16 protein-coding genes, 1 tRNA gene and 1 other annotated feature are annotated in these 15,913 nt (G+C 33.2%); of the genes, 11 read left to right on the top strand and 6 right to left on the bottom strand.

The features are described 5' to 3' along the window. Positions 1-30: 30 nt before the first annotated feature. The 5 genes from secA (at position 31) to BN3657_RS01680 (ending at position 6,528) form a co-directional block, all read left to right on the top strand. The gene (gene secA, locus BN3657_RS01700) at positions 31-2,769 is read left to right on the top strand and encodes a preprotein translocase subunit SecA (protein WP_062551517.1); all 2,739 of its coding nucleotides are present in this window, start codon (positions 31-33) and stop codon (positions 2,767-2,769) included. Positions 2,770-3,045: 276 nt separating this feature from the next. Further along, the gene (locus tag BN3657_RS01695) at positions 3,046-4,140 is read left to right on the top strand and encodes a dipeptide epimerase (protein WP_062551516.1); all 1,095 of its coding nucleotides are present in this window, start codon (positions 3,046-3,048) and stop codon (positions 4,138-4,140) included. An 89-nt stretch (positions 4,141-4,229) separates the two neighbouring features. Next, positions 4,230-5,411, top strand: coding sequence for a DUF819 family protein (locus BN3657_RS01690; protein WP_062551515.1), 1,182 nt, complete (start codon positions 4,230-4,232; stop codon positions 5,409-5,411). Between the two features lie 42 nt (positions 5,412-5,453). Beyond that, the gene (locus BN3657_RS01685; RefSeq protein ID WP_230204169.1) at positions 5,454-6,224 is read left to right on the top strand and encodes a serine hydrolase; all 771 of its coding nucleotides are present in this window, start codon (positions 5,454-5,456) and stop codon (positions 6,222-6,224) included. 1 nt (position 6,225) lies between these two features. Beyond that, a complete protein-coding gene (locus BN3657_RS01680) occupies positions 6,226-6,528 on the top strand; it encodes a DUF3870 domain-containing protein (protein WP_062551513.1) in 303 nt (100 codons plus the stop codon). A 93-nt stretch (positions 6,529-6,621) separates the two neighbouring features. Here the strand turns inward: BN3657_RS01680 and BN3657_RS01675 are convergent, their stop codons facing one another. After that, complete coding sequence (locus BN3657_RS01675) at positions 6,622-7,278, bottom strand: PepSY domain-containing protein (protein WP_062551512.1); 657 nt, start codon at positions 7,276-7,278, stop codon at positions 6,622-6,624. 210 nt (positions 7,279-7,488) lie between these two features. Here BN3657_RS01675 and BN3657_RS01670 point away from each other — a divergent pair, with 210 nt between their 5' ends. The 3 genes from BN3657_RS01670 (at position 7,489) to murI (ending at position 9,328) form a co-directional block, all read left to right on the top strand. Next, a complete protein-coding gene (locus BN3657_RS01670; protein WP_062551511.1) occupies positions 7,489-8,157 on the top strand; it encodes a GntR family transcriptional regulator in 669 nt (222 codons plus the stop codon). 92 nt (positions 8,158-8,249) lie between these two features. Further along, positions 8,250-8,325, top strand: a tRNA-Lys gene (locus tag BN3657_RS01665). Positions 8,326-8,497: 172 nt separating this feature from the next. Then, complete coding sequence (gene murI / locus BN3657_RS01660) at positions 8,498-9,328, top strand: glutamate racemase (RefSeq protein ID WP_062551510.1); 831 nt, start codon at positions 8,498-8,500, stop codon at positions 9,326-9,328. 17 nt (positions 9,329-9,345) lie between these two features. Here the strand turns inward: murI and BN3657_RS01655 are convergent, their stop codons facing one another. The 5 genes from BN3657_RS01655 to BN3657_RS01635 form a co-directional block, all read right to left on the bottom strand. Further along, positions 9,346-10,128: a type III pantothenate kinase gene (locus BN3657_RS01655; protein ID WP_062551509.1), complete on the bottom strand. Its 783-nt coding sequence runs from the start codon at positions 10,126-10,128 to the stop codon at positions 9,346-9,348. A gap of 1 nt (position 10,129) precedes the next feature. Continuing rightward, positions 10,130-10,879 carry an ECF transporter S component gene (locus BN3657_RS01650; RefSeq protein ID WP_062551508.1) on the bottom strand — a complete coding sequence of 250 codons (750 nt, stop codon included), beginning with the start codon at positions 10,877-10,879 and terminating at the stop codon, positions 10,130-10,132. Positions 10,880-10,920: 41 nt separating this feature from the next. Next, positions 10,921-11,883 (bottom strand): P1 family peptidase, encoded by a 963-nt coding sequence (locus BN3657_RS01645; RefSeq protein ID WP_062551507.1) that lies wholly within the window; start codon positions 11,881-11,883, stop codon positions 10,921-10,923. A 75-nt stretch (positions 11,884-11,958) separates the two neighbouring features. Further along, positions 11,959-12,270, bottom strand: coding sequence for an MTH1187 family thiamine-binding protein (locus tag BN3657_RS01640; protein ID WP_062551506.1), 312 nt, complete (start codon positions 12,268-12,270; stop codon positions 11,959-11,961). Position 12,271: 1 nt separating this feature from the next. Then, a complete protein-coding gene (locus BN3657_RS01635; RefSeq protein ID WP_062551505.1) occupies positions 12,272-12,928 on the bottom strand; it encodes a trimeric intracellular cation channel family protein in 657 nt (218 codons plus the stop codon). A 100-nt stretch (positions 12,929-13,028) separates the two neighbouring features. Between BN3657_RS01635 and BN3657_RS01630 the strand changes: the two genes are divergently transcribed. The 3 genes from BN3657_RS01630 to BN3657_RS01620 all read left to right on the top strand — a co-directional run bounded on the left by BN3657_RS01630 (position 13,029) and on the right by BN3657_RS01620 (position 15,675). After that, on the top strand, positions 13,029-14,321 hold the full coding sequence (locus BN3657_RS01630; RefSeq protein WP_062551504.1) for an amidohydrolase: 1,293 nt from the start codon (positions 13,029-13,031) through the stop codon (positions 14,319-14,321). Between the two features lies 1 nt (position 14,322). After that, positions 14,323-15,315, top strand: a complete 993-nt coding sequence (gene trpS / locus BN3657_RS01625) for a tryptophan--tRNA ligase (protein WP_062551503.1) — start codon at positions 14,323-14,325, stop codon at positions 15,313-15,315. Positions 15,316-15,378: 63 nt separating this feature from the next. Next, entirely contained in the window at positions 15,379-15,675 is a 297-nt protein-coding gene (locus BN3657_RS01620; protein ID WP_062551502.1) for a hypothetical protein, read from the top strand. Then, positions 15,676-15,877, top strand: a binding site (T-box leader). The last annotated feature ends 36 nt before the right edge of the window (positions 15,878-15,913 follow it).

Genomic DNA, 15,913 nt, shown 5'->3' with positions numbered 1-15,913 from the left:
AATAATACGTCAGGTAAAAGGAGTGGTAAAATGGGTTTAATGGAAAAGATTTTTGGTACCTATAGCGAAAGGGAACTAAAAAAAATCGAGCCCCTTGTGAATAAAGTTATGAGTCTCGAAGGCGAGATGGAAAAACTTTCTGATAATGAGCTTAAAGATAAAACTGAAGAATTTAAAAATAGAATTAAAAATGGTGAAACTACTGATGATTTACTTCCAGAAGCTTTTGCTGTTGTAAGGGAAGCTGCTTGGAGAGTGCTTGGAATGAAGCACTTTAGAGTTCAAGTTATTGGTGGTATTATTCTTCATCAAGGTAGAATTGCTGAAATGAAAACTGGTGAAGGTAAGACACTTGTTGCTACACTGCCAGCTTACTTAAATGCTCTTGAAGGTAAGGGTACTCATGTTGTAACTGTAAATGATTATTTGGCTAGTCGTGATAGGGACTGGATGGCTAAGGTTTATGAATTCTTGGGTCTTACTGTTGGATGTATTATCCACGATATGGATCAAGATGACAGAAAGGCTGCTTACAATGCAGATATCACTTATGGTACTAACAATGAATTTGGTTTCGACTACCTAAGAGATAACATGGTTATTTATAAAGAAGAAATGGTTCAAAGAGGACTACACTTCTGTATCGTCGACGAAGTTGACTCAATTTTAATTGACGAAGCGAGAACACCTCTTATTATTTCAGGTCAAGGCGACGAATCTGTTGACTTATATGTAAGGGCAAGAGATTTTGTAAATACACTTAGCCACAGAATTAAGAGCCAAGATGAAATTGATCTTGAAAGATTTAACAGAGAATTCGAAGAAGAAACTGTTGATTATGTAATAGATGAAAAAGACAAGACTGCAACTCTTACTGATAAGGGTATTGCTAAGGCTGAAAAATATTTTGGCATAGATAACTTAGCAGATGCAGAACACATGGAACTTTCTCACCATATTAATCAAGCTCTAAAGGCAGCAGGAACAATGAAAAAAGACATTGACTATGTTGTTAAGGATGGCGAAGTTATTATAGTTGATGAATTTACTGGTCGTCTAATGTATGGTAGAAGATACTCTGAAGGATTACACCAAGCTATTGAAGCTAAAGAAGGTCTAGAAGTAAGAGCTGAATCAAAAACTCTTGCAACTATTACTTTCCAAAACTACTTTAGAATGTATGACAAGCTTTCTGGTATGACAGGTACTGCCATGACAGAAGAAGGCGAATTCAGAGATATTTATAATATTGACGTTGTTGAAATTCCTACAAATAAACCAGTACAAAGGGAAGATGACAATGATCACATTTATCTAAATGAAGATGCAAAATTCAAAGCGGTTACAAGAGAAATTGCTGAAGCGCATGAAAAGGGACAACCAGTTCTAGTTGGTACAGTTTCAATTGACAAGTCTGAAGCTCTTTCAAAATATTTAAAACGTGCAGGCATTAAGCACAATGTTTTGAATGCTAAAAAGCACGAACAAGAATCTGAAATAGTTGCACAAGCTGGTCGTTTTGGACAAGTTACTATTGCTACAAACATGGCTGGTCGTGGTACCGACATTGTACTTGGTGGTAACCCAGAATATCTTGCAAAGAAAGAACTTAAAAAGCAAGGTATGGAAGATGAAATGCTTGAATATGCAGATTCATACTTCAAGACAGAAGACCCAGAAATTATAAAAGCAAGAGAAGATTATCAAGCTCTTGTAAAAAAATTCAAAGTGGATACTGATAAAGAAGCTGAAGAAGTTAAAGCAGTTGGTGGACTTAGAATTATTGGTACTGAAAGACACGAATCAAGACGTATTGATAACCAACTTCGTGGACGTTCAGGTCGTCAAGGAGACCCAGGTTCTTCAAGATTTTATATTTCAGCAGATGATGATTTAATTAGACTATTTGCTGGAGATAGATTTAAAGAAACAATGCTAAAACTTGATCCAGAAGAAGATGAACCAATTGAACACAAAATCTTGACAAGATTAATTGAATCAGCTCAAAGAAAAGTAGAAGGAAATAACTTTAGTATTCGTAAAAATGTCCTAAAATATGACGACGTTATGAATAAACAAAGAGAAGTTATTTATGCAGAAAGAAGAAGAGTACTTGAAGGTGAAAACCTAAAAGATGACATTATAGCAATGAGAAATGATGTTATCGACAAGACTGTTGATTTCTACAATAAGCTTGATGACAACAACAAAAATTATCTTGATTTTGAATCAATTAGAAACTTTGGCGTAGCTACTTTTGATTTTGAAGAAGACTTCTTAAAGAAACTTGAAAATCCAACTGTAGACTCTATAAAAGATTATATGAAGAAACTTGCTGATGAAAAATATCTTGAAAAAGAAGAAGAATTCGGCGAAGAAAAATTCAGAGAAATCGAAAGAGTTGCCTTACTTCAAAATGTTGACCAAAAATGGATGGACCACATCGATGCAATGGATCAACTAAGAAAGGGAATTGGACTTCGTGCAGTAGGACAAACTGACCCAGTAAGAGCTTATGCGGAAGAAGGTTTTGACATGTTCGAAGCAATGAACGAGTCAATAAAAGAAGATACAGTTAAGATGCTTTACCACGTTGTTAACCCTGAAAGAGTAAAAAGAGTTAGAGTGGCAAAAGAAGTTGAAACTGTAAATCCAGATGACGGAAAGAAAAAACCCTACGTTAGAAAAAAAGAAAAAGTAGGAAGAAATGATCCATGTCCATGTGGAAGTGGAAAAAAATATAAAAACTGTCACGGAAAATTTGAATAAGATTTATAAATAGAAATTAACTCTGGTAGCAATGCCAGAGTTTTTTTTTGTGTCATACACTTTAGCTTGATAACATATTGACAAATCGGCTAAAAAATAGTAAAATGTTTTCACAAATAAATATTAACTGCTTCATTTTGCATGAGCTATTACAGTAGATCAAAAAACATTATGAGACCCAGTAAATAAACATCTTTTATTTTGCTGGGTTTTTTTATATGAATTTATAAATAATAGCTCGAAGTTAAATTATATATTTATTTAAAGGAGGTAAATATGAAAATTACAGAAGTAAAATTAGGAATCTTATCAGTTCCATTAAGGGTTCCTTTTAAGACAGCCCTAAGATCAGTTAATAGTGTTGAAGACATAATAGTTGAAATACACACAGACACAGGACAAATAGGATATGGAGAAGCACCACCAACAGGAGCAGTGACAGGAGAGACACAATATTCAATTATAGGAGCCTTCAAAGACCACATAATAAAAACAATAGTGGGAAGAGATGTTGACGATTTTGAAAATCTAATGAAGGATTTAAATTCTTGCATAGTAAAAAATACAAGTGCAAAGGCAGCTTGTGACATGGCTCTTTGGGATCTTTATGGTCAGCTACATAAAATTCCTGTTCACAAATTAATGGGTGGATCAAGAAAGAAAATAATTACGGACATAACAATTTCTGTAAATGACCCAGAAGAAATGGCAAGAGATGCCATAGACGCAGTTAAAAGAAAATATGATACCCTAAAAGTTAAAGTGGGAATTGATCCTAGCCTTGACGTAAAAAGACTTGAAGCCATAAGAAAAGCTGTTGGTCCAGATGTGAGAATAAGAATAGATGCAAATCAAGCATGGAAACCTAAAGAAGCAGTTAGGATTTTAGACTCAATGCAAGAAAAACTTTTGGACATAGAACTCGTAGAACAACCGGTAAAAGCTCACGACTACGAAGGATTAAAATACGTAACAGACCATTCCATAGTGCCAGTTCTTGCAGACGAGAGTGTATTTTCTCCAGAAGATGCTATGACAATTTTAAACATGAAGGCAGCAGACTTAATTAACATAAAACTTATGAAGTGCGGAGGACTTTACAATGCCCTTAAAATCACAAGCATGGCAGAACTTTGTGGAGTTGAATGTATGATTGGCTGCATGTTAGAAGCAAAAATATCTGTAAACGCAGCAGTTCACTTAGCTTGTGCAAAACAAATAATAACAAAAATTGATTTAGACGGACCAGTACTTTGCTCAGAAGATCCAATAGAAGGTGGAGCAGTATTTGATGAAAAAGAAGTTACAGTCACAGATGACTTTGGACTTGGAATAAAGTCAGTTAAGGGAATAAAATACCTAGATCTTTAAAAATTGAAATCATAAAATTTAAAAACAAAATTAAAAAATAGAAAGTTAAAACTAACTTAAATAAAAATAAAAAATGAAAGGAGATAATTATGGTTATTACTAATGGATTTACTTACATCGCATTTTTAATGTTCGTGGCAGGAGCCCTCTTAGCACTTGAAAAATACACAAAATGGAAAATTTTTAATGTAGTTCCACCACTTGTATTTATCTACGTATTAAACATGATATTCTGCACAATGGGCCTATACGCATCAGACGCATGTTCAGATACATATTCAGCCCTAAAAAATAACCTCTTGTATGCAATGATTTTTGTAATGTTATTACGTTGTGACTTTAAAAAACTTGCAAAACTAGGCGGCAGAATGGTAGCAATATTCTTGGGATGTTCAGCAACCCTATTTGTAGGATTTTTAATTGGATACCCAATTTTTAAACACACTTTGGGAACAGACACTTGGGCAGCAGTAGCAGCACTATTTGCATCTTGGGTTGGAGGATCAGCAAACATGGCAGCTATGCAAGCAGCACTTCCAGTAGATGCAGGAGCTTACTCTTGTGCCCTTGCACTTGACACAGTTTGCTATTCACTTTGGATTGCCCTACTATTATTAGCAGTAAGATACGCACCAAAATGGAACAAATCAACAAAAGCTGACACATCAAAACTACAAGCAGTAGCAGATGCAGCAGCAGAAGAAGTAGCAAAGGGAAAGAAAAATGCAGATTCAGCAGATTGGATTTTCTTAATTGGATTATCACTAATAGTTTCAGCACTTTCACAACTAGTTGGAGCAAAACTATCTGAAGGACTTACAAACGCAGGTCTTGCTATGTTCGATAAAGGAACAATAACAACTTTATTCGTAACAATACTAGGACTTATATGTGCCCTATCTCCAATAGGAAAACTTCCAGCAGTAGAAGAATTATCAAACGTATATCTATACGCCGTAGTTTCCTTACTTGCATCAACAGCATCAGTAGTAGACTTAATATCTGCACCAATGTGGGTAGTTTATGGAATCTTCATACTAGCAATTCACGTAGTACTTATGTATCTACTTTCAAAAGTTTTTCACTGGGATCTTTGTATGGTTTCAACAGCATCTCTTGCTAACATTGGTGGATCAGCATCAGCTCCAATAGTAGCATCTGCCTATGACGCATCTTATGCAGGTATAGGAGTTCTAATGGGAGTACTAGGTGCTGCTGTTGGTAACTTCTTGGGAATTGGCATGGGACAAATTTTAAAATTACTTAGCTAGTTTGATAGAAAAGAAAGGCTTCCTATGATAAACTATAATAAATTGAAAAAAGAAATAGAAGATATGGTGAAAGACAGTTCTGCAAATATTTCTATTAGTTTTTATGATTTAGATGAAGATGAAAACTTTGCTATAAATGGAGATAAAAAAGTTCCTTCAGCAAGCATGATAAAATTATTAATTATGCTAAAGGTTTTAGAAAAAGTTGAAAGAAAAGAATTGGATCTTGAAGAAAAAATAAAAATTCAAGATTATAAAAAAGTTGATGGATCTGGAATATTAAAAGAACTTTCATGGGATCACACATTTTCTATTAGAGAGCTTTTGACTCTTATGATAATTGTAAGTGACAATTTTGCCACAAATATTTTAATAGAAATCCTTGGCATGGATGAGGTAAATGACCTTGGGGAAAAACTTGGGCTATTAAATACAAGTCTTCAAAGAAAAATGATGGACTTAGATGCCAAAGAAAAGGGATTTGACAATTATACATCGTCTCAAGATATATTAAAAATCTTAAAAATGATTTATGAAAAAACTTTTTTGAGAGAAGATTTATCTGATCTTGCTCTTGATATATTGTTGAGGCAGCAGGAAAGAAGTAGACTTCAAAGATTTTTATCAGAAGATATAAAGATTGCAAGCAAAAGTGGCAATTTAGATAATTTAGAAAATGATGGCGGAATATTTTTTACTAATAAGAAAAACTATATTCTAGTGGTTTTAGTAAATGAAGCCCAGTCAAATGTACTTGCAAAAGAAATCATAGGCAAAATCTCTCTCAAAATTTATGAGGAAATTGGAGAATAGGATGAAAAATACTTTATATCTCACGGGAGAAGCAAGGACTAGTTCTGATAATGCAATAACAAAGATTTACGGAGTTTTCTATTTAGCCTTTGAAGTTGAAGAAGATGGCATGATTATCGATGCGGATACCAATGCAACTCTTGAACTTACTAGAAAGTTTATAAAGGGAATTTTTATTGGAAAAAATATAAATGACCACGACCTTATTGTTGAAGAAGTCCAAAGAAGATACAATGCTTCATCTACTAAGGCAATAATTTCTGCCTATAAAGATGCCCTGCAGAGATATAAAAATTTAAAATAAAAAAAAGCTTTTATCTCTTGATGTGGAGATGAAAGCTTTTTTACTTTAATTTTAAACAAGAAAAAAAGAGGTCAAAGCCTCTTTTTCTTTAAATTACATATCTTTTTCTATTAATTTTCCTGTTTCAAGATCATATTCATAAGTGATGTCTTTATTTCCGTTTACAACTTCAACACTTACTACATACTTTCCGTCATCGTATTCTACTTCGTATTCGCCAGCTTCATAGCCTTGACCAGCGTCTTTTAAAGCTTCATCCATGAACTTGTCAACAGCTTCAACCATGTGTATTTGAACGTCAGCAACTTTATTTGAAGTGTTTTCTGCTTCGACTTCATCTTTTACAATATCACCAGTAACTGCATCAACTTTAACTTCGTATTCATTTTTTGCATCGTAGCCATCAACTGTGTAGTAGGCTTTTCCATTTTCAACATCAAGTCCGAAAGATTCAATCTTTGCGTCAGCGTGAAGTTTTTTGAAACCGTCAAAAGCAATTCCTGGATCTAAGTTTGCAACAGCACCCTTATTTACTGCAGTTTCTTCTTTTGTTTGAGCATCATTCATACTCTTATTTGCATTTTTATTAGCATTTTCTTTTGCAGCTGCATTTGTATTAGCATTAGCAGTTGTTGCTGTATTATTTGTCTTTTCATTTTTTGTATTTAGAGCTTGGTTTTTTGGACCACATGCTGAAAGAGTAAGTGCTAATCCAAGTCCAACAGTTGTCATTAAAATTTTCTTATTCATAATTCCTCCTAAAATTTAACAATTCTCTCTATATTTTTCTACCCAGAAGAGCTTTATCTATTCATATTTTTTATAGATTTTTGTATTTTTAGTAAAAATAAGTAAATAAATAGTAAATAATAGTAGAAAACTACCCTCAATATGTTATAATGAAAAAAAGAATTTAATGCACTAAAGGAAAACATTTTTTAAAATAGGGAGGTGAGATTTTTGGAATTAAAGACTAATAAAAAATCTCTTAGTAATATGGTATATAGAGATTTAAAAGAAAAAATTTTAAAAAACAAATTACTACCTGGAGATAAGCTTATAGAGATGGAAATCGCTTCTGAATTAGATGTTTCTAGAACTCCAGTGAGGGAAGCTCTAAAAAAATTAGAAAATGATGGTTTAGTAACAAGTTTTCCAAGAAAATCATATATTGTTTCTAAAATTTCTGTCAAGGAAGCCAAAAATCTATATATAGTGAGAAAATCTTTAGAGCCTCTTTGTGTCGAACTCTTGGCAGAAAAAGGATTGGGAAAAAATACCAAATATTTTCAAGAAATAAACAAAGAACTTGGAATAGCCATAGACAATGAGGAAGAAGAGTTGGCACAAAATCTTATAATAGAGTGGAATTTAGCACTTGTAAAATCACTAAACAATGAAATTCTATATGAAGTTATGACTATGGTAAATAAAAGACTTTACAGGTTTGGGAATTTTATTTTTAAGAACAAGGCAAATTATGGCAAACACTACAAAAATTTACAAAGAATTTATAATTTAATAGAAGAAAAAAATCCTGAAGAAGCTAGAGAAGCCAGTGAAAGAACTATTGATGCTATTTATGAGATGTTTGAAGAGCAGGCTGATTATAGAATGTTTAGGAAATAAAAAAATAAAAAAACACTTGACAGGAGTGTTTTTTTTATTTATAATTATTTTTGTTGTACTGATGGTACAGCTCAAAAGTAAAATTATTATATGCACCTTTAGCTCAGTTGGTAGAGCAACTGACTCTTAATCAGTGGGCCTACGGTTCGAGTCCGTAAAGGTGCACCACTTAAAACCTGCTGACTTAGTTGGCAGGTTTTTTTCTATGATATTATAAAATTAAAATGTGAAAAATTTTAGTAAATATTTTTATGAAATTTTACATATTATGCTATAAATGTTTATTATTCTTTTTGTTTTTCATCTTATATAGTATTATAATAAAAGAGTTGGTGATTTAATGGGAAAAAATATGATTGGCTTTTATGACAGTGGAGTCGGTGGGCTTTCAGTTCTAAAAGTCGCTTTAAATAAAATAAAAAATAAAAATTTTGTCTTTTTTGGGGATACTCTTAGAATGCCTTATGGCGCAAGAACTGATGAAGAGATAAAAAATTATACAATGGAAGTCATGGGATATTTCAAAGATTTAGATGTAGATCTTTCTATCATTGCCTGTAATACAGCTACAAGTCATGGTTTAAAAGAGTCAAATGAAAAATATAAGTATCCTATAATTGGAGTTGTCGAACCAGGTAGCATCAACGCACTTGAGAGGACAAATACAAAGAAAATTGCTTTAGTTGCAACTAAATCTTGTGTAAACAGTAAAGTTTATGAAAAAGTCCTAAAGTCTATGGACCCATCTATTGAATTAAAATCTGTTTATTGTCCAAAACTCACCCTTGCTATTGAAAGGGGAGAGTTTGAAAAGGATTATATGGATGCAATTGTAAAAGAGTACTTAGATGAATTTGGCGACTATGATTTTGACACTATGATTTTGGGCTGCACTCATTATCCTCTTGTCGAAGATTCTTTTAAAAGAGTTTTAAATTCACAAGGTAAAAAAGTTTTAATGGTGGATCCAGCTTACAAAACTGTCCTTGATGCCATGAATATTTTAAATATAAAAGAAAATCACGAAGAAATTCCAAATAGAAAAATTGATTTTTATATTACAGGAGATATAGATCAGTTTAGATACACTATGGAAAAGATTGTGGATTTAAGTGGATTTGATGTCAACTTCCACAAGGTTGATACAAAGGATTTAATAAAATATAGATAAAAAAACAAGGCTTATTTTTATGAAGCCTTGTTTTTATTTAAGTCGTAAATATATTTTAAACCACTTATGCCCAGTTCATCTTCTCTTATCATTTCGTATTTACAAAATTTAAGAAGATAGGCATAGGCACCAGTTATTAAAATACTTGTATTATCTTTTTTCAGTGAATAGGATTCTATTATTTCATCAATTATCCCAAGGACTGCTTTTTTGTAGCCAAAGTAAAGACCCCTTTGGATTGCTTTTTCTGTATTTTTTCCAATAATATCATCAGGTCTTTTTATTTCCACATGAGGGAGTTTTGCACTTCCTCTTACAAGTGAATCTTGAAGTAAGTTGATTCCCGGAAGGATCAGTCCTCCCAGGAATTCTTTTTTTGCATTGATATAGTCAATTGTCGTAATTGATGATGCAGACACAATTATTATATTGCTCTTGTATTTGTGAGTGGCTGCCACAGCTTTTATTATTCTGTCGCTGCCAACTTCTCTTGGACTTTCACATTTTATATTTAGACCAGTTTTAACTCCAGCAGATATAACTATTGGTTTTTTGCCAATTAGTTCTCTTGAAATCATTTCATAAGAAGATGAAAGTTCGGGAACTACATTGGAAATTATAATTTCATCAATTTCACTGAGATTTATATTTTTATCTTTTAAAATTAATTTAATTGTCAGTTTAATTTCCACAACAGACCTGTTTTTGTCAGTTGTAATGGAAAATTTATCTATTAGTTCATCTTTATCATAGACTCCAAAGTCTGTTGACCTATTATCTATATCAATTGCAAGTAACATATTAACCCCTTCTTGATTTTAAAGCTTTTATAACTGCTGTAGTTATTATAACAGATAAGATTGCTTCAGGTATTCCTGATGTAACTGATACACCGAGGATTGCTGATTTTGCATTGTCTAGTGGTATATCTAGAGCTTCTACATATCTCTTTGCATAGATAAGATAAATTCCACCAAGAACTAAAATAGTATTAGTCATTGATCCCACAAAGGCACCTATGGCAATAGGAAAGTCCTTTTCACTTGACTTAAAAGAATAAACTAAAAATCCAATACATAGTGCAAGTAATATCACTACAAATGTAATATTAAGTGCTGTTCCACCAGTCCTAATATTTTTGATAAGTAAATAAACTAAAAATATTGAGATAAGACCCCAAAGTGCTTTTGTAAGATTTCTCAAATTTTTGTCTTCAAGTTTTTTTACAGCTGTGTAAGAATAGTAGGAAGTTATCCCAATTAAAATTCTTGGCACAACAGAAATTAAGGGATTGTAAAAGACAAAAGCAACGGGACTTGCATTTCTTAAAATTGCATTTAAAAGAGAAGATACTCCAAAAATAAGTCCAACTAAAGCTCCAACTACGGGACCTTCTGCTATTGCTCCAATAATTACTGGTATGTGCATTGTAGTTGCATTAATTACTCCAAGTGGAATTAGTCCAAGGGGAGTAAGACTGAGTACAACGGTAATTGCACCAAGCATGGCAGCTATTACTAGCCTTCTGTTACGTTCTGTTGATCGATTCATTTTTACCTCCGATAGGGTTCAAAAAGATACCCTTCATTGCATCATTTGATGCTATTATAACTAACAAGCCCGCCTGAATCCTTAGCTGAATAAATTGCATTGGCAATAGACCTAGAAATTGTCTTTGCAGCAAGAATTCCAACTAAATTAATATCTGCTTCAACTTCGTCAGATGCAAGTGTAAAAATTGTATCTCCATCGTTCATGGTATGCACAGGATTAATTGACCTTCCATAACCATCATGAGCCATTTGTGAGATCTTATTACAGTTTGCCTTAGTGAGTTTTGCATTTGTCGCAACAAGAGAAATTGTTGTGTTGGCTGGGCTAAATTGATTATAATCGTTTAAGCTCTTTTCGTAAAGAGTACAAGTGTCTAAAAATTTTTTATTTTTTCTGTCATAAACTCCAGCAATTCTTTTTCCCTTTTCATAATCAAAAATATCTCCCATGGCATTTAAGGCAACAATAGATGACACCACTAAGTCACCAACTTTTACAGAAGATTGACCTATGCCAGACTTCATGGCAAAATCATTTCCCAAAATTTTACCAACACTTGCGCCACAACCTGCTCCCAGATTTCCCATGCTTTCATCTTTTTCGCTTGCATTTTTAGCAGCCTCATAACCCATCTTAAAATCAGGTCGAACTTTTGAGTCGCCTACAGCGAGATCAAATAGGACTGCACCAGGAACTATGGGAACCACTCCAACACCTACATCAAAGCCAACATTTTTTTCTTCTAAAAATTTCATTATGCCGCCGCCAACATCAAGACCATAGGCAGACCCACCAGTTAAGAAAACTCCGTGAACCTTTTGCACTAAATTTTCAGCTCTCAATAAATCAGTTTCACGAGTGCCAGGTCCAGCACCACGAACATCAACTCCTGCAGTAAATCCATCTTCACACAAGATGACACTTGTTCCAGTAAGAGCAAGATCATCTTCTGCGTGACCAAGCCTTATCCCTTTAACATCTGTCAAAAATCCTTCGTACATATTTCCTCCTCCTTAAAATTTTCACTTAAAATAAATTTATCAAAAGCCCCATCAATGATGAGGCTTAAATTATTTCTATTTATTTTTTCTCTTTTCATTTACGGACTTTACCTTGTCCTTAAAAGTGTAATCCTTGTCACGTCTGTCATCAATTTTTACGACAGAGTAAACTCTATTTGCTCCAGCCTCAAAGACAGATTCTTGCATCCTTCTTATTACTTCATATAAAACTGAAAGATCTTTGTGAGATATAACTGTTCCCATAGGGTTTAGTTCATAAGTTAGTCCTTCGATTTCTCCAATTGAATCCAAGGCGCCTGCTATGTACTTGCTCACTGATGTTGTCTTAGTTCCTATAGGTATAAGTGTTAATTCTGCTACTGCCATTTTATTCCTCCTGATTTTTTATCCTTGGCAAGTTCCAATTCTTTTTCACTGCCAAGAGTCTAAATACTAAAACTGTAAAAAAACAAATTATCATGGAAAGTTCATAAGAAAAAAAGTTTCTTGCTATGATAAATACAATTGATCCCAAGATGCAGGCACCAGCATAAATTTGTTCCTTAAAAATAAAGGGGATAGTGCCAGCCAAGACATCACGAATCATACCGCCACCAACACCTGTAATTGCACCCACAAAGATGAGCAAAAACTTTTTGTGATAGCCTAGGGAGAGGGCAGTTGCCATTCCCGTTATAGTAAAAGATGCCAAGCCAATTGTATCAGTTATAATCATGAACCTATTCATGAGTTTTAACAAGTGGTTGTTGGAAAAATTTTTCTTTGTAAAAAAGAAAATAAAAACCAAAACTGAAAAAACTGTGGATATAAGTGCGTTAGTTGAATTTTGAAACATATTTGGTGGATTTATTCCAAGAACCAAATCACGAACAAAGCCACCTCCAAGGGCAGTCACAAGTCCCAAAACTATTACACCAAGTATGTCCATGTTTTTTTTGCAAGCAAGTATGGCACCGGAAATTGCAAAGGCAATAGTTCCGATGATGTCAAAAAATACATTAAATTCTAAATAATTACCATTCATAAGCCCATTATACCAAAGTTTATTTTGTGAAGTGAGAAATTTCAATAAATTGAAAAAAATTTTTAAACTTTGTTATAATAATATTAGTATTGGAGGAATTATGAGTATACTTATAAAAAATATTTCTTATTTAGATATAGAAGAAGAAAAAATTGTCGACAAGGCAGATATTTTTATAGAAGAAAATAAAATAAAAAAAATTGGAGAAAATTTAGACCAAAAAGCAGACCAAGTCCTTGATGGAGAAAATAAACTTTTGACACCAGGCTTTGTCAATGCGCACACTCATCTTGGTATGTCTTATTTTAGAAATTATGCCGACGATTTGGCACTTATGGACTGGCTTGAAAATGAAATTTGGCCCATAGAAGCGAAGTTAAATGCAGAGGACATATATTGGTCAAGCTTGCTTTCTATTATTGAAAATATAAAATCAGGCGTCACATCTTTTTGTGATATGTACTACGAAATGGATAGGGTTGGCGATGCAGCAATAGAAGCTGGAATCCGTGGAGTCTTAACTCGTGGCATGACAGATGTAGATGGCAAGGGCGAAGAAAAGTTACAAGAGTTTGATGATCTTTACAATAATTATCACGAAAAAAGTAATGGAAGAATTAGAGTTGTGCCTGCACCTCACGCAATTTACACTTGTTCCACAGAATTTTTAAAAGAAATTGCAAAAAGATCTCTTGAAAGATATGACAGTCTAATTCACATTCACCTTTCAGAAACTCTTACAGAAGTGGAAAATTCTAAAAAAGAATATGGCATGACGCCAATTGAATATGTAAATTCACTGGGACTACTTGATAGTCAAATAATTGCAGCTCACTGCGTTCACATTACTGATGAAGAAATTGAACTTGTAAAAGATAAAAAATTCTATCCAGTTTACAACCCATCATCAAATTTAAAGCTTGCAAGTGGATTTACTCCGGTGGATAAACTTTTGAAAAATAATATTACTATGGCACTTGGGACTGACGGTGACTCATCAAATAACAATCAAGATTTTGTTGAAGAAATGCATATTGGAGGCATTGTCAATAAGGCTGTTACTATGAATGAAAAAGCCGTTCCTGCCATAGGAATTTTAAAAATGGCAACAATAAATGGAGCAAAGGCACTGGGATTTAAAAAGCTTGGACTTATAAAAGAAGATTATCTAGCAGATCTTACAATTTTTGATTTAAATTCAAATTCCTTTACACCGAGGAACAATCTCATTTCTGCACTAGTTTATTCTGCATCTTCATCTGATGTGGAATCAGTTATTTGTGACGGAAAATTCATTATGCGAGACAGAAAACTAGTAAACATAGATGAAGAAAAAATTAGAGAAATTGTAAACAAGAGATGGGAAGATATAAAAACAAGGGGAGAAAATTAAAATGGATGATAAAAAAATAGTTTATTCTGGGATCCAACCTTCAGGATCACTTACTATTGGAAATTATATTGGAGCTTTAAAGAATTTTATTGGACTTCAAGATGACTACAACTGCTTGTACTGCATTGTAGACATGCACGCAATTACTGCACCACAAGAACCAAAGGACCTTAGGAAAAATACTCTTGATGTTCTTGCTCTTTATCTTGCAGCAGGTCTTGACCCAAAGAAATCTATAATTTATATTCAATCACACGTGCCACAACACGCAGAACTTGGCTGGGTTTTAAATACAATGACAGGACTTGGACAACTTCAAAGGATGACACAATTTAAAGATAAGTCAAAAAAATATACTGATGTCCAAGCAGGAATTTTAAATTATCCAGTCCTAATGGCTGCCGATATTTTGTTATATGGAACATCTTATGTGCCTGTTGGCGAAGATCAAAAGCAACACATTGAACTTACAAGGGACTTGGCTCAAAGATTTAACTCAAGATATTCAGAAACTTTTACTATTCCAGAAATTATGACTCCAAAAGTTGGAGCGAGAATCATGTCTCTAAAAGACCCATTTTCAAAGATGTCAAAGTCAGATTCAAATAAAGATGCCTTTATCTTAATTTTAGATTCAGAAGATGACACAAGAAAGAAAATAAAAAGAGCCGTGACAGATTCCTCTGGCGAATTTAGATATTCAGATGAACAAGCAGGTCTAAAGAATTTAATAAATATTCACTCATCTTTTTCTGGAATGAGCCCAGAAGAAATTGTAAAGAAATACGAAAACCTTGGCTACGGAGAATTTAAGGAAGACCTTGGAGAAGTTGTAGTTGAAGGATTAAGACCTCTACGAACACGATTTAAAGAAATAAGGTCTGACAAGGCTTATCTTGAATCAGTTTATAAAGAAGGAGCAGAAAAAGCATCTTATCTTGCAAATAAAACTCTTAGAAAAGTTTATAAAAAAGTTGGATTTATCCCTAGATAATCGAATTTTTATTGATTTCAAAGGATTTTTGTGGTATCTTTTATATTAATTAGGAGGTGTCCTATGAATAAAATAATAATTGTAGTAGCGATTGGCTTAATAGGTTCAGGAGTCTTAGATAGATCTAATGCAAATGAAGCTGAATCTATTGGAATAATTGGTGGAGCAGACGGTCCAACTCAAATCTATACAGAAACAAATAAAAAGACTGACAAAGATAAGGGTATAGAAATTATCGGTGGGGCAGACGGTCCGACACAGATTTATACTGAAAAGAAAGAAAACAATGACAAAGATAAAGGTATAGTAATTATTGGTGGAGCAGACGGTCCAACACAGATTTATACTGAATCAAAATAAAAACAAGCAATAAAAAAGAGGATTGTAAAAATTTATATTTAGAGAGAAACTGTTTGCTGAAAAGTTTTTATAAATTTTACAATTGTAGCTTTTTTGCTTCTTTGGTGAAAATAGTAGCCAAAGACGACTTATCTCGTTAAAGATTATAGAGAGTTTATTGAAAAATAAAAATTAAGGTGGTACCGCGTCTTTCGTCCTTAGGGATGGAGGACGCTTTTTTATTTTTAATTTTATAAAT

The sequence above is a fragment of the Peptoniphilus phoceensis genome, from assembly GCF_001517665.2.
GTDB lineage: Bacteria > Bacillota > Clostridia > Tissierellales > Peptoniphilaceae > Peptoniphilus_A > Peptoniphilus_A timonensis.
This window is presented reverse-complemented; position numbering and strand designations above follow the sequence as displayed.